General features: G+C 63.5%; 22 protein-coding genes and 2 pseudogenes. 12 read left to right on the plus strand and 12 right to left on the minus strand.

Annotation, left to right across the window (positions count from 1 at the left end; genetic code table 11):
* Positions 1-33: 33 nt before the first annotated feature.
* The 3 genes and pseudogenes from rnd to GT370_RS02600 all read left to right on the plus strand — a co-directional run bounded on the left by rnd (position 34) and on the right by GT370_RS02600 (position 1985).
* Positions 34-1196 (plus strand): annotated as a pseudogene (gene rnd, locus GT370_RS02590) (ribonuclease D).
* Positions 1193-1543 carry an MmcQ/YjbR family DNA-binding protein gene (locus GT370_RS02595; RefSeq protein WP_008493369.1) on the plus strand — a complete coding sequence of 117 codons (351 nt, stop codon included), beginning with the start codon at positions 1193-1195 and terminating at the stop codon, positions 1541-1543. The pseudogene rnd and the gene GT370_RS02595 overlap by 4 nt, the downstream one beginning before the upstream one ends.
* Positions 1536-1985: a GNAT family N-acetyltransferase gene (locus tag GT370_RS02600; RefSeq protein ID WP_008493368.1), complete on the plus strand. Its 450-nt coding sequence runs from the start codon at positions 1536-1538 to the stop codon at positions 1983-1985. The genes GT370_RS02595 and GT370_RS02600 overlap by 8 nt, the downstream gene beginning before the upstream one ends.
* Here the strand turns inward: GT370_RS02600 and lysA are convergent.
* From lysA to argH, 3 genes are read right to left on the minus strand one after another with little or no spacing between them, the layout of a single operon-like run.
* On the minus strand, positions 1972-3288 hold the full coding sequence (gene lysA / locus GT370_RS02605; RefSeq protein ID WP_008493367.1) for a diaminopimelate decarboxylase: 1317 nt from the start codon (positions 3286-3288) through the stop codon (positions 1972-1974). The genes GT370_RS02600 and lysA overlap by 14 nt on opposite strands.
* 11 nt (positions 3289-3299) lie before the next feature.
* A complete protein-coding gene (lptM, locus tag GT370_RS02610; RefSeq protein WP_008493366.1) occupies positions 3300-3425 on the minus strand; it encodes an LPS translocon maturation chaperone LptM in 126 nt (41 codons plus the stop codon).
* Positions 3422-4828 (minus strand): argininosuccinate lyase, encoded by a 1407-nt coding sequence (gene argH, locus GT370_RS02615; RefSeq protein ID WP_008493365.1) that lies wholly within the window; start codon positions 4826-4828, stop codon positions 3422-3424. Before argH ends, lptM begins: the two co-directional genes overlap by 4 nt.
* Before the next feature lie 85 nt (positions 4829-4913).
* Between argH and GT370_RS02620 the strand changes: the two genes are divergently transcribed.
* On the plus strand, positions 4914-5435 hold the full coding sequence (locus tag GT370_RS02620) for a TlpA family protein disulfide reductase (RefSeq protein WP_008493364.1): 522 nt from the start codon (positions 4914-4916) through the stop codon (positions 5433-5435).
* A gap of 52 nt (positions 5436-5487) precedes the next feature.
* On the opposite strand, the gene GT370_RS02625 is transcribed toward GT370_RS02620, so the two are convergent.
* The 4 genes from GT370_RS02625 to secB all read right to left on the minus strand — a co-directional run bounded on the left by GT370_RS02625 (position 5488) and on the right by secB (position 8644).
* Entirely contained in the window at positions 5488-6015 is a 528-nt protein-coding gene (locus tag GT370_RS02625; protein ID WP_008493362.1) for a hypothetical protein, read from the minus strand.
* A gap of 101 nt (positions 6016-6116) precedes the next feature.
* Positions 6117-7406, minus strand: a complete 1290-nt coding sequence (locus tag GT370_RS02630) for a hypothetical protein (protein ID WP_008493361.1) — start codon at positions 7404-7406, stop codon at positions 6117-6119.
* Positions 7407-7435: 29 nt separating this feature from the next.
* On the minus strand, positions 7436-7933 hold the full coding sequence (locus tag GT370_RS02635; RefSeq protein ID WP_240376547.1) for a hypothetical protein: 498 nt from the start codon (positions 7931-7933) through the stop codon (positions 7436-7438).
* Between the two features lie 204 nt (positions 7934-8137).
* On the minus strand, positions 8138-8644 hold the full coding sequence (secB, locus tag GT370_RS02640) for a protein-export chaperone SecB (protein ID WP_008493359.1): 507 nt from the start codon (positions 8642-8644) through the stop codon (positions 8138-8140).
* 67 nt (positions 8645-8711) lie between these two features.
* On the opposite strand from secB, the gene argC reads away from it, so the two are divergent.
* From argC to GT370_RS02675, 7 genes are all read left to right on the plus strand, one after another.
* Positions 8712-9620 (plus strand): N-acetyl-gamma-glutamyl-phosphate reductase, encoded by a 909-nt coding sequence (gene argC / locus GT370_RS02645; protein ID WP_008493358.1) that lies wholly within the window; start codon positions 8712-8714, stop codon positions 9618-9620.
* Complete coding sequence (locus GT370_RS02650) at positions 9617-10168, plus strand: gamma carbonic anhydrase family protein (protein WP_008493357.1); 552 nt, start codon at positions 9617-9619, stop codon at positions 10166-10168. Before argC ends, GT370_RS02650 begins: the two co-directional genes overlap by 4 nt.
* A gap of 41 nt (positions 10169-10209) precedes the next feature.
* Positions 10210-10818, plus strand: a complete 609-nt coding sequence (locus tag GT370_RS02655) for a hypothetical protein (RefSeq protein ID WP_008493356.1) — start codon at positions 10210-10212, stop codon at positions 10816-10818.
* A 43-nt stretch (positions 10819-10861) separates the two neighbouring features.
* Positions 10862-11164 (plus strand): phasin family protein, encoded by a 303-nt coding sequence (locus tag GT370_RS02660; RefSeq protein ID WP_270183851.1) that lies wholly within the window; start codon positions 10862-10864, stop codon positions 11162-11164.
* Positions 11161-11307 carry a hypothetical protein gene (locus tag GT370_RS02665; RefSeq protein ID WP_270183852.1) on the plus strand — a complete coding sequence of 49 codons (147 nt, stop codon included), beginning with the start codon at positions 11161-11163 and terminating at the stop codon, positions 11305-11307. The genes GT370_RS02660 and GT370_RS02665 overlap by 4 nt, the downstream gene beginning before the upstream one ends.
* Positions 11308-11606: 299 nt before the next feature.
* The gene (gene uvrB, locus GT370_RS02670; protein ID WP_008493353.1) at positions 11607-13763 is read left to right on the plus strand and encodes an excinuclease ABC subunit UvrB; all 2157 of its coding nucleotides are present in this window, start codon (positions 11607-11609) and stop codon (positions 13761-13763) included.
* Between the two features lie 31 nt (positions 13764-13794).
* Complete coding sequence (locus tag GT370_RS02675; protein ID WP_008493352.1) at positions 13795-14610, plus strand: EipB family protein; 816 nt, start codon at positions 13795-13797, stop codon at positions 14608-14610.
* On the opposite strand, the pseudogene GT370_RS21160 reads toward GT370_RS02675, so the two are convergent.
* From GT370_RS21160 to lpdA, 5 genes and pseudogenes are all read right to left on the minus strand, one after another.
* Positions 14567-15510, minus strand: a pseudogene (locus GT370_RS21160) (formate/nitrite transporter family protein). The gene GT370_RS02675 and the pseudogene GT370_RS21160 overlap by 44 nt on opposite strands.
* 48 nt (positions 15511-15558) lie before the next feature.
* Complete coding sequence (locus tag GT370_RS02690) at positions 15559-16011, minus strand: MarR family winged helix-turn-helix transcriptional regulator (RefSeq protein WP_168118399.1); 453 nt, start codon at positions 16009-16011, stop codon at positions 15559-15561.
* Between the two features lie 194 nt (positions 16012-16205).
* On the minus strand, positions 16206-17171 hold the full coding sequence (gene glk, locus GT370_RS02695) for a glucokinase (RefSeq protein ID WP_008493347.1): 966 nt from the start codon (positions 17169-17171) through the stop codon (positions 16206-16208).
* Between the two features lie 195 nt (positions 17172-17366).
* Entirely contained in the window at positions 17367-18080 is a 714-nt protein-coding gene (locus tag GT370_RS02700) for a pyridoxine 5'-phosphate synthase (RefSeq protein ID WP_008493346.1), read from the minus strand.
* A 7-nt stretch (positions 18081-18087) separates the two neighbouring features.
* Entirely contained in the window at positions 18088-19479 is a 1392-nt protein-coding gene (gene lpdA, locus GT370_RS02705) for a dihydrolipoyl dehydrogenase (RefSeq protein ID WP_008493343.1), read from the minus strand.
* A 205-nt stretch (positions 19480-19684) separates the two neighbouring features.
* Here lpdA and GT370_RS02710 point away from each other — a divergent pair, with 205 nt between their 5' ends.
* Entirely contained in the window at positions 19685-19849 is a 165-nt protein-coding gene (locus tag GT370_RS02710; protein ID WP_008493342.1) for a DUF3309 family protein, read from the plus strand.
* The last annotated feature ends 8 nt before the right edge of the window (positions 19850-19857 follow it).

Genomic DNA, 19857 nt, shown 5'->3' on the forward strand with positions numbered 1-19857 from the left:
CCTGTCAAGCGGCCTCGGCGCTATGGGAGGGACATGAACGAAAACAAGATCGAATTCATCGCCACGTCAGAGGCTTTGGAGGCTTTGTGCGCCCGTCTTGAGACCGAAGCCTTCGTGACGGTCGACACCGAATTCATGCGCGAAAAGACCTACTACCCGGAGCTTTGCCTGGTGCAGCTGGGCGGCGCCGAGGATACCGCGGTGGTGGACGCGCAGGCCCCGGGCATGGACCTTGCCCCCTGGGCCGGCTGCTGGCGAAAGAGAGTGTGGTCAAGGTCTTCCATGCCTGCCGCCAGGATGTGGAGATTTTCCTGCAGCTCTTCGGCGCCGTGCCGGTGCCGCTCTTCGATACCCAGGTGGCCGCGATGGTCGCCGGCTTCGGCGATCAGGTCGGCTATGACAGCCTGGTCAATGCCTTGACCGGCGCGCACATCGACAAGGCCCACCGCTTCTCGGACTGGTCGGCCCGCCCGCTCTCGAAATCCCAGATCAATTATGCCGCCGCCGATGTCACCCATCTGCGCGATGTCTATGAAAAGCTCAGCGCCAAGCTGGCGGCCGAGGGGCGGCTGGAGTGGGTGGCCGAGGAGATGGCGGTGCTGACGCAGCCCGAGACCTATCGGGTGGATCCAGAGCGTGCCTGGGAGCGGCTGAAAATCCGCTCCAATAACCGCCGCCAGCTCGGCTTGGCCAAGGCCATTGCGGCGTGGCGCGAGCGCGAGGCGCAGCGCATCAACATCCCGCGCGGCCGGCTTTTGAAGGACGAGCAGGTGCCCGAAATCGCCTCGCTGGCGCCGGACGATGCCGAGGCGCTCTCCAAGGCGCGCGGCATTTCGGCGGGCTTTGCCAATGGCAAATCCGGCGCCTCGCTGCTGGCCGCGATCAAGGAGGCCAAAGGCTGGCCGGAGTCCGAGCTGCCGAAGGCCGAGCGCCAGCGCGAGAGTGCGAAAGCCTCCCCGGCGCTGGTGGCGCTGCTGAAAGTGCTGCTGGCGGCGGCGGCGGAGAAGAATAATGTCGCCGCCCGGCTGGTCGCCGGCAGCGACGATATCGAGGCGCTGGCCTTGGATGAAACCGCCCCCAACCCGGTGCTGGAAGGCTGGCGCCGCGAGATGTTCGGGGAGACGGCTTTGCGCCTGATCCGCGGTCAGATCGCCATCTCTACCCAGGGCAAGCGGATCAAGATCGTCGAATTGTGAGCCGCCTCGCCGCCTTCGACCGGTTTTGCGCCAAGCTTCCCGGCAGCCGCATGGTGGTGCAATGGGGCGAGAGCCATGTGCACAAGCTGGGGCCGAAGGTGTTCGCCATCGGCGGCGGCTTTCCGGGTGAGGATGGCTATGTGTTCAAGGCCACGCCCTTGGCCTTCCAGCTTTTGCGCGAGCAGGGCCTGGCCACCCGCGCGCCTTATCTGCGCCGTGGCACCTGGCTGCGGGTCGAAGGCGGGGTGATGAGCGATGCCGAGCTGTTCAATCACATTGCCCAGTCCCACCGCCTCGTCGCCGCCAGCCTGACCCACGCCCTGCGCGCCGAACTCGGCCTTGCCTGAACTGCGCCCCGCCCGCCTCGGTGAAGGCCAGGCGCTCTATGACATCACCGCCGCTGCGATCGCCGGGCTGGCGGCCGGGCATTACAGCGAAGCCCAGATTGCAGGCTGGATGGCCGGGCGGGACGCCGCGCAGTACGAGGCGGTGATCGCGCAAGGCGGCGTCATCATCGAAGACCACGCCCAAGGCTTCGTTGAGGCCGCGCCTGGCGAAATCTTGCGCCTGTTCGTGCGCCCCGAAGCCGCAGGGCGGGGGCTGGGCGCCCGCCTGCTGCAAGCGGGGCTGGCTTTGGCCGGGCCGGGCGAAATCCACCTCAACGCCACCCTCAACGCTGCTCCGTTCTATGAAAAACACGGGTTTGAGGCGCTGGAGCACGCCCTTTACACCCATCCCGGCGGTAGCGCGCCGGTCGAGATCGTGAAGATGCGCCTCAGCCGGGGATGATTTCCTCGGCCCATAGCGCTTCGATCTGCTGGCGCGGGGTGATCAGATGGAAACGCCCGCCATCCACCAGCACGGCGGCGGCGCGGGGGCGAGAATTATAGGCGCTGCTCATCACCGCGCCATAGGCCCCGGCATCCAGCAGCGCCACCCGCCCGCCTGGCTTGATCTCCGGCAGCAGGCGGTCGGTGGCGAATTGATCCGCACTCTCGCAGATCGGCCCGACCACGTCGGCCGGAATCGTAGCGCTACGATAAGCGGCCGCGTCCAGCGGCAGGATGCCGTGCCAGGCATCATACATGGCGGGGCGGGCGAGGTCGTTCATCGCCGCGTCCAGCACCAGGAAGCGCTTGCCAGCCTGTTTTTCCAGGATCACGCTACCCAGCAGCACCCCGGCCGGGCCGACCAGATAGCGCCCCGGCTCCATCATCAGCCGCACCCCTAGCCCTTGTGTCACCTGCTTCACCGTGGCGGCGAAGGCGTGGGGGGAGAGCCCCGGCTCGTCCTGATAGCCAATGCCCAGGCCACCGCCGATATCGAACACCTCCACACTCTGCCCGGCCTCGCGCAAGGCGCGGATCATCGCCGCGCCTTTCTCGTAAGCCAGACGATAAGGCTCGGTGGAGAGGATCTGGCTGCCGATATGCATGGCAATGCCGACCGGCCGCACCCCCGGCAACCCCGCCGCGCGGGCATAGAGGGCCGGAATATCCGCCGCCGCGATGCCGAATTTGTTTTCCGCGAGGCCGGTGGTGATCTTGGCATGGGTGCCGGCATCCACATCCGGGTTCATCCGCAGCGCGATGCTGGCCACAACCCCGCGCCGGCTGGCGATGGCGGAGATCATCTCGATCTCCTCGCCGCTTTCGACATTGATCTGCCCGACCCCGGCGCCCAGCGCCGTCTCCAGCTCCGCCGCCGACTTGCCGACGCCGGAATAGACCACATTCCGGGCCGCGATCCCGGCCTTGGTGGCGCGCATGAACTCGCCGATGGAGACCACATCCGCCCCGGCCCCTTGTTCACGGAACAGGCTGAGCACGGCGAGATGGTCATTCGCCTTCACTGCGTAATGGATGTGCATCGGCACGCCCTCGGCCGCGAACGCGTCTCGTAGCGCTGCGAAACGCGCCCGCATGGTGGCGGCGCCATAGACCCAGCTGGGGGTGCCGAAAGTGTCGGCGATGGCGTTCAGCGGCACGCCTTCGAGGCACAGCCCGTCCTGGGCGTGCATGGTCAGCTGCTTGCGGGCGGCGAGCAGATCCTCAAGCCGCGGTTCCGGCCCGGTGAAATTCATGTCGGCCATGGCGGACCTCTTTATTGCGGCGGCGGGTAGCTGTGGGGGTAGGTGATGTCCTGCGCCGGGCCGGGAGGCACGGGCGCGCCGCGACGGCCGCAGCCGGCCAGGGCCGACATGGCGAGCAGGATGAACACATATTTCATGCCAGTTTCTCCAGCCAGAGTGCGGCCTGTTTGGCGACATTGGCGGGCGCGGTACCGCCATAAGACGTCCGCGAGGCGACGGAGGCCTGCACCGTCAGCACCTCGAAAATCTCGGCACTGATCCGCGGCTCGACCGACTGCATCTCCGCCAGGCTCAGCTCCGGCAAATCGCAGCGCTTCGATTCCGCCAGCCGGACCAGCTGCCCGGTAACGTGATGCGCGTCCCGGAAGGGCATTTTCAGCACCCGCACCAGCCAGTCGGCCAGGTCGGTCGCGGTGGAGAAGCCGGAGCCGGCGAGGGCTTCCATGCGGGGCTTGTTGGCTTGCAGGTCGCGCACCATGCCATCCATCGCCGCCAGGCTCAGCGAGATCGCCGCCACCGCCTCGAACACCGGCTCCTTGTCCTCCTGCATATCCTTGGCATAGGCCATCGGCAGGCCTTTCATCACCGTCAGCAGCCCGGTCAGCGCGCCGAAGATGCGGCCGGTCTTGGCCTTGGCCAGCTCGGCGGCGTCCGGGTTGCGCTTCTGCGGCATGATCGAGGAGCCGGTGGTGAAGGCATCCGAGAGCTCGATCAGTCTATAGGGCGAGGAGCACCAGATGATGATCTCTTCCGAGAAGCGGGAGAGATGCATCGCGCAGATCGACAAAGCGGAGAGGAATTCCAGGGCGAAATCGCGGTCCGAGACGGAATCCAGCGAATTCGCCGTCGGCCGGTCGAAGCCCAGGGCGGCGGCGGTGGCGTGGCGGTCGATCGGGAAGGAGGTGCCGGCCAGGGCGGCGGCGCCCAGCGGACATTCATTCAGCCGGGCGCGGGCATCGCGCAGCCGCGCCGCGTCGCGCGCCAGCATCTCGACATAAGCGAGCAAATGGTGACCAAAGGTAACCGGCTGGGCGGTCTGCAGATGGGTGAAGCCGGGCATCACGGTATCCGCATACTCGGCGGCGCGGGTGGCCAAAGCCTGCATCAGCCCATGGATCTGGCCCAGCACGCCATCCATCGCATCGCGCACCCAGAGGCGGAAATCGGTCGCCACCTGGTCGTTGCGGCTGCGGGCGGTGTGCAGCCGGCGTGCGGCCTCGCCGATGCGCGCGGTCAGCCGGACTTCGATATTGGTATGGATATCTTCCAGCTTTTCGGAGAATTCGAACGCACCGGCTTCGATCTCGGCGCCGATTGCCTCCAGCCCGGCGGCGATGGCGCTCTGGTCCTGCGCCGTGATAATGCCCTGCTTGGCCAGCATCGCGGCATGGGCCTGGCTGCCGGCAATATCCTGGCGCCAGAGCTTGGCATCGAAGCTGATCGAGGCATTAATGGCCTGCATCACCTCGGCGGGACCGGCGGCGAAACGCCCGCCCCACTGAAGCTGACCTTTGTTCGGAGTGCTGTCTTTGTCGGTCAAACCCAAACGCCCTTTACTGTTGCGCCGATCACTCATCGCCGCTGGCCCTGCCTTAGCCCTGGGCGCGGCCTGGGGCAATCGCGCAATGGCGCAAACCGCCGGCGCGGATATGCCGGATGCGGCGCTGGGCTGGACGCGCTTCGCGCCGGTGGCCCCGCCGGCGCTGAAATTCCAGGACGACAAGGGCAAGAGCCTGAGCCTGGCGGATTTCAAGGGGCATGTGCTGCTGGTCAATCTCTGGGCGACCTGGTGCGGCCCCTGCAAGGCGGAGCTGCCGACCTTCGCGGCGCTGGCGCCGAAGCTGGCGAAATTTGGCGGCTTGATTCTGCCGATCTCGATCGATGTGGATGGCCTGCCGGCGGTGCAGGCTTATTTTGCCCTGCACGGCATCCGCAATTTGCCGATGCTGGTCAATCCCGATGGGGATGATCTGGATTTGATGAATACGGACGGGATTCCCGTGACTTTGGTGATCAATCCGGCAGGCAAGGCAGTGGCAAGGCTGGATGGCGGCGCGGACTGGAACACCAAGGATGTGCTGGACTTCCTGCAGGATCTGGCGCGTTCTGGAAAGCCGGACGAAAGACATGGGGTCACTCAGGCCTGAAATGCCACGGTTCTGGCCGCTAGCGGTGTGCCCTGCGAAAGGGCGCGCCGCCTTATATGTCCTGGTTCAAGAGCGCCTCAGGCAGTTCCCATTCCTCAGGCTTTGAGTCGGGATGGTACCAGCGATATTTGTGGTTGGTCCATAACAGTAGCCCGCACAATCCCAGCGCAACGCATAATGGAATGACGGCCGTCAAATACCATGAAAAAATATCCTGGTTGGGGGCGCATACAAGCTCGAAGACATTCCATAGCAGCAGTAAAAGCGTGAAAAGCGAGGATATAAAAGCCAGCCGGCGGAAGCGGCGGACCCATTTTATGGTTTTATAGACATAGATTTTTCGGACAAATGTTACGCCGAACGCCGCCAGGATGACCGCGATAATAACCGGACCGATGGGCAAACCATTTGGCATGAAAACGTTCAGCCAATCGTCGCCAAACCAATGATGTAATATATCAGTAATCAGTATGGTTGGGGCGATAAACAAACCGCCCCCCAGCCCGGCACTGCAGAAATTTATCGCCCGTCGGGGCGGGAGATAAGGCCGCATTCCATCGTCTTGGCTTGTCGCGCTCATTGCTTTTGTCGCCGTTCTTTAGGTTCTGGAGTCAGGAGACAGCATAATGGTGGAATCGATACCAGCTCTCTTCGCGGCTGCATATCTGTGTAGCGGACCCGTCAGTGAGGCTTGGGCTTTCGTCCACCCAAGGCAATCACGGCGGCATAGATGTGGTGCATGAAACCGAGCATTTCTGACCCGGACAAGCCAGCGGGGACCAGCGCCTGTAAAGGGCCTGCTTTAGTCTGATTCCCGATATGTTCGCCGAAATGTTCAGAAAACGGGTTGTTGAATGCGTAATTGCCCATTGACCAGCCATTGAGCGCGGCATCGCGTGTCAACGTGGCTTCTTTAAAATGGACTTTCAGAGTGAAATAGTCGCGCACTTCTTTCTGCAGCTCATCGGCCTTCTTCTGTAGCCGTGCCAGGTCTGCCGCCGCCTCCTTGGCACGTGCCGCCGCGGCAGCCGCATTCGCCTGGCGGAGGACCTGTTGCTGCTTGATCTGTGCCAGGGCGTTCGAGTTGGGGTCGAGAATTTTTTGCGCATTGCCGGCGAGCTTATCAATCCGGGCCGCAGCATCCGTGGCTTCGGTGGCGGCGGCTGCCGTGTTGGCAGCCAATTTGGCCCCGGTTGCGGTCTCCGTACTCAAAGGGCGTAGTTCGCGCATCGCCCCTAGAGCCTTGGTGCCTTCGCGCAGAGGATCAATGATCGCCACCAGCGGAGCGACGCGTTCGGTGTTTTTATAATATTCCGTGCCCTCCCAGCGTTTGACGGCTTTGTCGTCGGAGAAAACTTCGAGCCAGAGGTGGTAACCATCCGCTCGGAATAGAGCTAAAGATGCACCGCTTGCCGCGAAACCTGTGGCACCTGCGGCAATCTCCGCAGCGCCGAGTGGTACGCCGACGCCGGTCGCCGATGTCGCACCACCAACGCCGAAAAGGACGAGGCCGCCCAAAAAACCGCTGATCGTCCCATAGGCATCGAGGGCAGTATTCATCGTGTCAAACGCTATAGGGTGATCAACAATGACATTATGCACAGCGTTAACGCTGGATATGACGGGATTGACGACATCGGTGACTGCAAATGTTTTAAGATTCTGCACTGAATTTGTATAGAATTCCTCCAGAATGGTTTTTACAGAACGTGCTGGCGTCTTGTCATGTTGGGGTTTGGAGTGAAGGGGAACAGCGCCGGTCCATTCATAGGCCAGGGCCAGGGCGTCGCCATCTTTGTCGTAGGTCGGCGGCTGCAACACGCAGGCCTGCCCGTTCTCGCTCCATACGAAGCCCCAAGCCTCGCTGCCTTGGCCAGGAAACGCCAAGGACTGAAACATGCGCAGATGGTGGCGCGCCATGGCTGCGCTGAGATAGGGGCCAAACGTGAACCGCTCTGTACCGTCCGTCATGGCTTTTCCTTAAAACCGGCTTGCCTTCCTCATTCCTGGCATAATACTGCCTCGGGCAATTCCCATTCCTCAGGTTTTGAGTCAGGATGATACCAGCGGTATTTGTGGATGGTCCATAACAGTAGCCCGCACAATCCCAGCGCAATGCACAGGGCAATTACAAACATCAAATACCACGAAAAAACATCCTGGTTAGGGGCGAGCACAAGCTCGATGACATTCCATACCAGCAGTAAAAGCGTGAAAAGCGAGGATATAAAAGCTAGCCGGCGGAAGCGGCGGACCCATTTTATGGTTTTATAGACATAGATTTTTCGGACAAAGGTTACGGCGAACGCCGACAGGATGACCGCGAAAATAACCGGCCCGATGGGCAAGCCATCTGGCATGAAAACGCTTTGCCAAGCATCGCCGAACCACAGATATAGAATATCAAATATCATCACCAGCGGGGCGACGAATAAACCGCCCCCCAGCCCGGCGCTGCAGAAATTTATCGCCCGCCGGGGTGGGAGATAGGGGCGCATTCCGTCATCTTGGCTTATCGGGCTCATTGATTTTGTCGCCGTTCTTTATGTCCTGGAGCCAGGATACAACTAATCTTGGACTTAATTCGAGATGGTTTGGCGGGAATAAAGCTCTGCAACCAAATCGTTCAGGCTTGTGCGCGGCGCTGGAAGGCCGGCGCGGGCGTGGGGTGTTCTTTAAAAACACCCCACGATTTTAGCGTCTCAGTTCGGCGCGCCGTTGGCGGCGGCGGCGGCGGCGGTGCGGCGCTGGTGCCAGAGGCCGACAAAGTCGATCGGCCCGAGCAGCACCGGCGGGAAGCCGCCATCGCGGGTCACGTCGGCCAGGATGTTGCGGGCGAAGGGGAAGAGCAAACGCGGGCACTCGACCAGCAGAATCGGCTCCTGCTGCTCTTCCGGAATGCCGTTGAGGGTGAACACGCCGGCATAGGACAGCTCGGCGATGAACACGACGGGCGGCTTCTCCTGGGTGCCACCGGCGGATTTCGGCGCCTCGGTGGTGCCCTCGGCGCGGATCGCCAGCGCGACCTCGAAAATGGTCTGCTCTTCCTCGATGCGGCGCACCTGCACGTCCAGATTCAGGTTCACATGCGGCTGGGCGCGCAGCTGGGTGAAGATGGCGGGCGCGCCGGGCACCTCGAAGGAGAGATCCTTGGTATACTGGATGTTGAGGATCAGCGGTTGCGGCGGCAGGCCGGCTTGTTCGGACATATCTGGTTTCCCTGTTGAAAGGCTGCGCTGCCCTAGCACGCTGGGCAGGGCATGATAAGAGTAGGGCATGACCGCACGCATCTTCATTGACGGCCAGGCCGGGACCACCGGGCTTGGCATCGCCCAGCGCCTTGAGGCGGATGGGGGCTTTTCTCTCGTCACCCTGGCGGATGCGCGCCGAAAGGACCCGGAGGCCCGCGCCGAGGCCATGGGCAATGCGGATCTGACCGTGCTCTGCCTGCCGGATGATGCGGCGCGCGAGGCGGTGGCCATCGCCCCGCAGGGGGCGCGGATTCTGGATGCCAGCACCGCCCACCGGATTGCGCCGGGTTGGGTTTATGGCTTTGCCGAGGCCTGGCCGGATCAGGCGGAGAAGATCGCGAAGGCGCAGCGCGTCGCCAATCCCGGCTGCTACGCCACCGGGGCGATCGCGCTGCTGCGGCCGCTGCTGGGGCTGGGGCTGCTGGCGGCGGATGCACCGGTTTCGATCAACGCCGTTTCCGGCTATTCGGGCGGCGGCAAGGGGATGATCGCGGACCACGAGGCCAAGGGCGGCCCGGCCTATGAGCTGTACGCGCTGGGGCTCAAGCACAAGCATATTCCCGAGATCATGGCCTATACCGGGCTGACCCGGGCGCCGATTTTCACCCCCGCCGTGGGCCATTACCACCAGGGCATGCTGGTGAGCCTGCCTTTGCATCTGGACCAGCTGGCCCGGCCCGGCAGTGCCGCGCAGCTGTCCGAGGCTTATGCGGATTTCTATGCCGGGGCGGAAAATATCATCGTGCAGCGCGGGCTTGCCACCGGCAATCTCGACCCGGAAGCGTTGAACGGCAGCAATCGCCTCGAAATCTTCGTCGCCGGCAATGAGGCGGCGGGGCAGGCGGTGGCGATTGCCCGGCTGGATAATCTCGGCAAGGGCGCCTCGGGGGCGGCGGTGCAGAATTTGAAGCTGATGCTGGGTCTGGCGGCGTGAGCGAGGCGCAGCGCCCGGGCGGGTTGCTTTACGCGCTGGGCAATCTGGCGCCGCGGATCGACCCGACCGCCTGGGTGGCGCCGACGGCGGTGCTGATCGGCGATGTGCGGATCGGGCCGGGGGCGAATATCTGGTTCAACGCGGTGCTGCGCGGCGATACCAACCCGGTGATCGTCGGCGCGCGCTCCAATGTGCAGGATGGGACCATCGTGCATGTGGACCATGACGACCATCCCGCGATCATCGGCGATGATGTGACCATCGGCCATGGCGCCATCATCCATGCCTGTACGCTGGAAAACCGCGCCTTCATCGGCATGGGGGCGACGGTGCTGGATGGCGCGGTGGTGGAGGAAGGCGGGCTGCTCGGTGCGCGGGCCTTGCTGGGGCCGGGCAAGCGCATCGGGCGGCAGGAGCTGTGGACCGGCACGCCGGCGCGGCTGGTGCGGGTGATGAGCGATGCCGAGCGGGCGCGCTGGGATGAGACGGTGCCGCATTATCTCGGCCTCACCGCGCGATATATGAAAAGCTTGCGGCCAATCACTTAATTTTCCTGGAAAATCTTACGGGGCGCGACTAAGTTTCGGGCATGAGCGAACAGGATTTCGAAGCCGCCCTTATCGATGCCGCTTTCGCCCTGGGGGCGCAGGCGGGCTGGCGGCATGTCTCTCCCGCCGCCGCGGCGCGCCATGCCGGGCTGGATCTGGTGCGCGCCCGGGCGCTGTTTCCCTGCACCGGGACAATCCTGAAAAAATTTGGTCGCCTCGCGGATGCGGCGGCGTTGAGCCATGCGCTGCAGGAGGGCAGCGTGCGCGACCGGCTGTTCGATAGTCTGCTGCGCCGGTTCGATTTTCTGCAGGCGCGGCGGCCTGGCGTGCTGGCGCTGATGAAGGCGCTGCCGTCCTGCCCGCCGCTGGCGGTGGCGCTGGCGGAGATGAACATCGCCTCCATGGGCTGGCTGCTGGAAGGGGCGGGGGTGGATGCCACCGGCCTCACCGGGGCGGTGAAAAAACGCGGCCTGCTGGCGGTGTGGCTTTATGGGCTGCGCGCCTGGGCTGCGGATGAGAGCCTTGATCTGACCGCCACCATGGCGGCGGTGGATAGCGCTTTGGCCCGTGCCGAGCGCTTCGCCACGCGCTTTTCCACCGAACCGGCGCCCAAGGCGGCGCCGGAGCCTGAGCTGCCCGCGCCGCTCTGAGGAGCCAAGGCGGGGGATGAAACCATAATCAAGGAGACGAACAATGGTTGAGAAGACGACAAAAGCTGGCACCGCGCCTTTCATGCCCGAGTTCGATATCAAGAAGCTGATGGGGGATATGAAGATCCCCGCGATGCCGGATGTGGAGGCGGTGCTGGCCGCGCATAAGCGCAATCTGGACGCGCTGACCGAGGCCAACCGGGTGGCGCTGGAAGGCGCGCAGCTGGTGGCGCGCCGGCATATGGAGATCATGCAGGAGACGATGTCCGGCCTGACCTCGACCTTGAAGGAACTCGCCGGCAACCAGCCCCGGCGGTGCGTGCCGCCAAGCAGGCCGAGCTGTTGAAGAAGGCGTATGAGAACGCCGTGGCGAATACCAAGGAGCTGGGGGATTTGATTCAGAAATCCAACGCCGAGGCGATGAGCAAGCTGAATACGCGGTTTTCCGAGGCGATGACGGAGATGAAGGCGCTGTTGGAGAAGAAATAGCGTCCCGATGACGGAGCGGCGCAGCCGCGTAGTCTGAATCGGGCCGCTCTTTCAAAGGTTTTTCCCGATGACGGAGCGGCGCAGCCGCGTAGTCTGAATCGGGCCGCTCAAATTAACCAAAAGTTTTTTGGTGCCGCTTTTTTTCAAAAAAGCGGCGAAGAGGCCGGGGCGTGTGCAGCGCCATCGTCACCACCCCAAACGTTTTGTGGCGCTTTTTAAAAAAAGGGCCACACCCCAAAAACTTTTGCGACTTCAGGTCCGGGCTTTTCCAAGGCTGAGCCAGGGGCCATATTGCCCACATGTCCCTGACCTTCATTCCGCAAAAACAGGCGCCCCGGCCGCTGCAGAAGAAGCTGCGCGTGGTCTCAGACTACCAGCCCGCCGGCGATCAGCCCACCGCCATCGCCCAGCTCGTCGAGGGGCTGGGCGCGCAGGAGCGTGACCAGGTGCTGCTGGGGGTGACCGGCTCCGGCAAGACCTTCACCATGGCCAAGGTGATCGAGGCGGCGCAGCGCCCGGCTCTGGTGCTGGCCCCAAACAAGACGCTGGCGGCCCAGCTTTATGCCGAGATGAAGAGCTTCTTCCCCGATAACGCGGTGGAATATTTCGTCTCCTATTACGATTACTACCAGCCCGAAGCCTATGTGCCGCGCTCGGACACCTATATCGAGAAAGACAGCGCGATCAACGAGACGATCGACCGCATGCGCCATGCTGCCACCCAGGCGCTGCTGGAGCGCGGCGATGTCATCATCGTCGCCTCCGTTTCCTGCATCTATGGTATCGGCTCGGTCGAAACCTACTCGAAGATGGTGGTGCGGCTGGAGACCGGCGGGCGGATCGACCGTGATACGCTGGTGAAGGCGCTGGTGGATCTGCAATATCGCCGCAATGACATGGCCTTTGCCCGTGGTTCCTTTAGGGTGCGCGGCGAGACGGTGGATATTTTCCCCTCCCAATATGAGGACCGCGCCTGGCGGGTGACGTTGTTTGGCGATGAGATCGAGAAGATTTCGGAATTCGATCCGCTGACCGGCGAGCAGAGCGCGGCGCTGGAAAATATCTCGGTCTATGCGAATTCGCATTACGTCACGCCGCGCCCGACGCTGAACCAGGCGATTGCCAAGATCAAGATCGAGCTGAAGGAGCAGCTGGCGAAATTCACCGCCGAAGGCAAGCTGCTGGAAGCGGAGCGGCTGCAGCAGCGCACCACCTTCGATATCGAGATGATGGAAACCACCGGCGCCTGCAAGGGCATCGAGAATTATTCCCGCTATCTCTCGGGGCGCAACGCTGGTGAGCCGCCGCCGACCTTGTTTGAATATCTGCCTGAGAACGCCTTGCTGTTTGTCGATGAGAGCCATGTGACGGTGCCGCAGATCGGCGGCATGTATAAAGGCGATTATGCGCGCAAATTCACCCTCTCCGAATATGGCTTCCGGCTGCCGAGCTGCATCGATAACCGGCCGCTGAAATTCGAGGAGTGGGAGCGTTTCCGCCCGCAATCCTTGTTCATCTCCGCCACCCCCGGCCCCTGGGAGATGGAGCGCACCCAGGGCGTGTTCGCCGAACAGGTGATCCGCCCGACCGGGCTGGTCGATCCGGTCACCGAGATCCGCCCGGTCGAGCATCAGGTGGACGATCTGCTGGGCGAAATCAGGCTTGTCACCAAGCAGGGCGGGCGGGTGCTGGTGACGACGCTGACCAAGCGCATGGCCGAGGATCTCACCGAATATCTCACCGAGCAGGGTGTGCGGGTGCGCTATCTGCATTCGGATGTGGATACGCTGGAGCGCATCGAGATCATCCGCGATCTTCGGCTTGGCGCCTATGATGTTCTGATCGGCATCAATCTGCTGCGCGAGGGGCTGGATATTCCGGAATGTATGCTGGTGGCGATTCTGGATGCGGACAAGGAAGGCTTCCTGCGCTCCGTCACCTCGCTGGTGCAGACCATCGGCCGGGCGGCGCGCAATGTCGATGGCCGGGTCATTCTCTATGCCGACACCATGACCCGCTCGCTGAAACAGGCGATCGACGAGACCGAGCGGCGGCGGGCCAAGCAGATGGCCTGGAATGAGGCGCATGGCATCACCCCGCAATCGGTGCGCAAGAATATCGGCGAGGTGATCCATTCGGTGTTCGAGCAGGATTACGTCACCGTGGCGCCGGTGAAGGATGTGAAGGCGGACGAGTTTGTCGGCAAGGATCTGGCCAGCTCCATCGCGGCCTTGGAAACCCGGATGCGCGCCGCGGCCGCGGATCTGGAATTCGAGGAGGCGGCGCGGCTGCGCGATGAGGTGAAGCGGCTGGAGGCGCTGATGCTGGGGCTGGAACCGCCGCCGCTCTCCAGCCGGGCGCCGGCCAAGCCGAAGGGCCCGGTGCCGCTGGGGCCGGGCGGTGGCGGCTATGATCCGGCGATGCGCAAGGGCAGGGGGCGGGCGCGCAAGGTTTGACGGCGCGCGCCGCACTTGTATCCTGCACGCCATGAAGCTCTCCGCCCTCGCCCTGCTGGCCGCCCTGGCCCCGCTGCCATCTCTGGCCGCCGCCCCTGATCTCGCCAGCCAGCTCACCGGCCAGCACGCCGTTTATAAGCTGAGCCTCTCCAAGCTGCGCACCCATGACATCACCGGCGCCACCGGGCAGATGAATTTCAACGTGGTGGATGGCTGCACCGGCTGGGCGACGACGCAGCATATGACGCTGATCATCCGCAATGTTGATGGCTCGCTGACCAAATCGGTGAGCGACTACATCACCTGGGAGAGCAAGGACGGCAAAACCCTGAGCTTCACCCTGCGCGAGAGCGATAATGACGGCAAGGAGAAGATCGACAGCGCCGGCACCGCTACCCATACCGGGCCGGATGACAGCGGCGTGATCGATTATACCGCGCCGACCAAGAAAGAGGTGAAATTGCCGCCGGGCACCTTGTTCCCGATGCAGCATACCGAGGCGCTGCTGGCGGCCGGGCGGGCGGGCAAGCAATTCATCTCGCCCTTGCTGTTCGATGGCACCTCGCCCGATGGTGCCCAGGCCACCTTTATTACCGTGCTCGGCCACCATGGGGCGGAGAAGGCGCCCTGGCCGGATCTGGATAAATTCGCCAGCACCGATGTCGATATCGGCTTTTTCGAGCGCAAGAACCAGGATGAGACGCCGGATTTCCGGACCTCGATGCGCTATTACGAGAACGGTGTGGCAACCGGGCTGGTGCTGGATTTCGGGGATTTCGTGATGAGCGGCAAGCTGACCAGCCTCAGCGTCCCGCCTTCGGCTTGCCCGCCCGCGAAGTCGCCCTGAGATTGGCGTGGCGCCGCTCCTGGCGCTCGCCCTCGCCCAGACGCTCCTCGATCTCCGGCTTGATGGCGCCGTGATTGAGCACCGAGACCATCACGATCCCGCCGGTGATGTTGCCCAGAATGGTGGGGGCGAAGAAATGCGCCGCGTAGTCATAGAGCGTGGCGCTGCCGGCGAGCACGCCATAAGCGGCCTCGGCTGAGCCGGCGATGATGTGGGAGAGCTGGGCGAGCGCCACCACATAGGTGATCAGCAGCACGATCAGCGGGCGCGAGGTGGAGGCGCTGGGCAGAATCCAGACCATCAACGCGATCAGCCAGCCGGCGAAGAAGGCGCGCACGAAGGTGGCGGCGAAGCCCGGATGGATCGCCGCCTGCGCCATCTCCTGCAAGGCCGGGGTGACGGCGGGTGGAAACAGCCCCGGCGCGTGCACCAGCACGGCGAAAATCCAGGTGCCGGCGATATTGGCGGTGAGCACCACCCCCAGAGCTTGAGCACGCCCAGCAGCGTCGCGCGGTCGCGCCTGGTGATCAGCGGCAGGATGGCGGTGAGGGTGCTTTCGGTGAAAAGCTGCTGGCGGGCGAGGACCACGATGATGAAGCCCACCGCATAGCCGAAGCTGGCCAGGGTATGCCGCCAGGGTGTGTCCGGCAGGTCGGCGGTGAGCAGCGCCTGGGTGAGGAAGGAAAACCCCATCGAGAGCCCGGCCGCCAGGCCCGAGAGGGCCAACGCGCCGGGCTTGCGGGCCAGCTCTTCCTCGCCCTCATGGCGGATGATTTCATGGATGAGAAACGCATCCGGCACGGAATGGCGTTCGGCCAGACGCAGCTCGCCATCGTCGAGATGCTGCAATTGATTGTCTTCAGCCACAGCCCCTCCGGCGATGCGTGTTAGCCGCAACACTTAAGCGCGGACAGAGCCGGATACATCGGGGCGCGGGTGAAGGTTTTTTTAGTTTGGCCCGGAACTCAAATCCCGGCCGAATTGCAGCTTCAGCTTGGCGCGGGCATGTTCATTGCCGCCATCGACCAGATTGGCCAGCAGCGAGAGGAATAATTCCTGCTCCGCCTCGTCCAAAGGGGCCAGAATGCGTTCATTGGCGCGCGCCATCGGGGCCTGCATGCGGGTGAGGGCGGCCTTGCCCTTGGCGGTGAGGTGCAGCAGCTTCTGGCGCTGGTCGCGCCGGCTGATCGCCCGGCGGATCAACCCGCCGCTTTCCAGCCGCGCGGCAACGCTGGCCAAGGTGGCGCGATCGACCCCGATTTCCTCGGCGATGGCGGACTGGTCCCGCCCGGCCTGCTTGGAAATCGCGCGCAGCACGCTGAGCTGCACCGGGGTGATCTCCAGCCCCATCGTCTCATCGGCGAACAGGGCGACGTAGATCTGGTGCAGACGTCGGATCATGAAGCCTGGATTATGCATCGTCTCGCAAGTGAATGGGCTTTTGCCACCAATGCCGATATCCATGACTGCGTATCCTGTTTGTAGAAAAATTGATACAATTATCTTATCAGGTTAGGTCAGTTAGCATGATCCACTTAAAAAAAACAACTCTTACGTTGCATCACAAATCATTGAACAACTCTGTGGTGCGGCATTTAGGCGGCGGTGGAGGCGGCTCCGAGCAAACCCGGGCAGGCGTGCACGATCAGCTTGACCGGAATTCGTGCCATTAGAGGTTGAAAGCGCCCCTTATCCAAGAAACGATGCACAAAGCCTGTTCTGGGCAGAATATGTAACAACCTTGGAATAATTCCGCCAGCGATTACAACCGCGCTGGCGCCATGGGCCAGCGCATAGTCCCCGGCGACCGCGCCCAGCGCCGCGCCGAAGCGTGAAATCGCCTCCATGGCGATTTCATCTACCCCATCGATGCCGCTTTGCCAAAGGGCGGCGTCCGGACCCGGATGGGCGGGCAGGTTGCGGGCGGCGGCCAGGGTTTCATGAATGGCGCGCAGGCCCGGGCCGGAGACGACGCGTTCGGCCGAGACCCGCCCATGCCGGGCGCGCAGCCTGGCCAGCAGCTCGTCCTCGAACTCGTCCAAGGGTGCGAAGCTGATATGGCCGCCTTCGCATTCCAGCACATGGGTATGGGTGGCGGTGCGCAGCACCTGGGCGACGCCCAGCCCGGTGCCGGGGCCGACGATGGTGATTATCCCCTGGGCCGGCAGCGGGCCGGGCGGGCCGGCGAGATGCACGTAATCAGGCTCCTGCAGCTGCGACAGGCTATGGCCGACGGCGCCGAAATCATTGATGAAGTCCAGCCGCTCCAGCCCGAGCTGGGCTTTCAGCGCCGCCGGGCGGATGCTCCAATGGGTGTTGGTGAGTTTCAGCACCTCGCCCTGCACCGGGCAGGCGATGGCGATGGCGGCCTCGCGCGGCAGGGCCCTGCCGGTTTCGCGGGCGAAGATCGACCAGGCTTCGGCGAAGCCGCCGACATCGCGGGTCTGGATCTGCACGGTTTCACCCAACGCCACCACCCGGCCTTGTTCGATCCGCGCCAGGCAGAAGCGCGCATTGGTGCCGCCGATATCCCCGGCGACGATTTCTTTATTCGCGGTCATGAAGTTAATGTGTTGCCCCCGCGTCCGAATGCAAACCTGCGGAGATTGCAACCCCCGACGCCAAGGTTGCAAAAGTTTTTGGGGGCGGCCCTTTTTTCAAAAAGGGCCGCAAAATGTTTGGGGTTCTGGCAACTGCGTGCCAAAGCCCCCAACGTTTTCGCGGCTTTTTTGTAAAAAAGCCGCCCCAAAAAACTTTTATTTAATGCGGGCTTCGATCATCAGCCGCTTCATTTCGGCGATGGCCGCCGGCAGGCCGATCAGCAATGCCTCACCCATCAGGAAATGGCCGATATTGAGCTCGGTCACTTCCGGCAGGGCGGCGACGGGCGAGACATTGGCGAAGGTCAGCCCATGGCCGGCATGGCATTCCAGCCCGGCCTTGGTGCTCAGCGTCGCCGCCTCGCGCAGCCGGTCCAGCTCGCCCAATTTGCCATTGGCATAGGCGCCGGTATGCAACTCCACCACCTGCGCGCCAACCTCGGCGGCGGCGTGGATCTGCGCCTCGTCCGGGTCCACGAACAAGGAGACGCGGATGCCCGCATCCTTCAGCCGGGCGATGGCGGGGCGCAGCGCCTCGCGCTGATTGAACACGTCCAGCCCGCCCTCGGTGGTGATCTCGGCCCGGCGCTCGGGCACGATGCAGCACCCATGCGGCTTCAGCCGGGTGGCGATGGCGACCATCTCGTTCGTCGCCGCCATCTCGAAATTCACCGGCTTGCCGGCCCAGGCGCAGATCGCCTCGGCATCGGCATCGCGGATATGGCGCCTGTCCTCGCGCAGATGGATGGTGATGCCATCCATGCCCGAGCCGACCAGCGCCTTGGCCACCGTCAGCGGATCAGGATGGTTGCCGCCACGCGCGTTCCGCAACGTGGCGACATGGTCAATGTTGACGCCGAGACGGATCATGGCGCGATCAGATATGGATCGGCCGGCCGTCCACGGCCAGGGCGGCTTCCTTCACCACTTCGGCCAGGGTCGGGTGGGCGTGGCAGGTGCGGGCCACGTCCTCGGCGGAGGCGCCGAATTCGATGCCCATGGTGCATTCGGCGATCAGCCCGCCCGCATCCGGCCCGATGATGTGGGCGCCGAGCAGCTGGTCGGTGGTCTTGTCGGCCAGCAGCTTCACGAAGCCCTCGGTGGCGCCCATGGCGCGGGCGCGGCCATTGGCCATGAACGGGAATTTGCCGACCTTATAGGCGACACCGGCGGCTTTCAGCTCTTCCTCAGTTTGCCCAACGGAGGCGACTTCCGGCCAGGTATAGACGACGCTCGGGATGGCGCCGTAATTCACATGGCCATGCTGGCCGGCCAGGATCTCGGCCAAAGCCACACCCTCTTCCTCGGCCTTGTGGGCCAGCATCGCGCCGGCGACGACGTCGCCGATCGCGTACACGCCCGGCACGTTGGTTTCGAAATGCTTGCCGATCTTCACCCGGCCGCGCTCGTCGGTCTCAACCCCGGCGGCTTCCAGGTTCAGCCCGGCGGTGTAGGCGTAGCGGCCGATGGCCAGCAGCACCACGTCGGCGGTGATGGTCTTGGCCTCGCCGCCCTTGGCCGGCTCGACGCTGAGGGTGACTTTTTCGCCCTCGACCTTGGCGGAGGTGACCTTCTGGCCCAGCTCGAACTTGAAGCCCTGCTTGGTCAGGATCTGCTGGAAGCTCTTGGAGATCTCGCCATCCATGGTGGGCGTGATCTTCTCCAGGAACTCGATGACGGTGACTTCCGCGCCCAGACGGCGCCAGACCGAGCCCATCTCCAGCCCGATCACGCCGCCGCCGATGACGACCAGATGGCCGGGCACCTTGTCCAGCTCCAGCGCGCCGGTGGAGGTGACGATGCGCTTCTCATCGACCTCGACGCCCTTCAGCGGGGTGGAATCGGAGCCGGTGGCGATGACGATATGCTTGGCGGTATAGCCCTTGCCCTCGACCTCGATCTCGTTCTTGGCGGTGAACTTGGCGGCACCCTTGATCCAGGTGACCTTGTTCTTCTTGAACAGGAACTCGATACCCTTGGTGTTGGCGCTCACCACCTCGCCCTTGCGGGCCTGCATGCGGGCGAGATCGAGCTTGATGCCTTCGATCTGGATGCCGTGATCGGCGAAGCCATGCGCCGCCTCGTGGAAATTCTCGGAGGATTGCAGCAGCGCCTTGGAGGGGATGCAGCCGATATTCAGGCAGGTGCCGCCCAGCGTGGCGCGCTTCTCGACGCAGGCCACCTTGAAGCCGAGCTGCGCCGCGCGAATGGCGCAGACATAGCCGCCCGGCCCGGACCCGATCACGATAACGTCGAAAGCTTCGGCCATTTTTCCCTCTCCAAGCGCTGATAAATACCTTGCGCCCCGGCTCTTAGACCCAACCGGCGCGCCGGACAATTCGCCAGCCGAAGGGCAGCCCAGCTTTTTCCGGGGCTTGGGTGGGGTTTCGGGGATTTCATGAACGTCTCATGCGGCCCCGGCGTGGCTCATCCCCATGTCCTGTTCAGCTTGGCTTCATTATCGGAGGTTTTTCATGGGTTTGATTCTGATCATCATTCTGCTGGTGCTGCTGTTCGGCGGCGGTGGCGGGTATTATGCGCATCGCTCTTATGGCGGCCGCGGGTCGGGCGGGGTGCTGGGTCTGATCATCATCGTGCTGCTGATCATCTGGCTCGCCGGCGGCTTCCACACGGCGTAAAAGTTTTT

This window comes from Acidocella sp. MX-AZ03 (assembly GCF_027626035.1).
Lineage (GTDB): Bacteria > Pseudomonadota > Alphaproteobacteria > Acetobacterales > Acetobacteraceae > Acidocella > Acidocella facilis.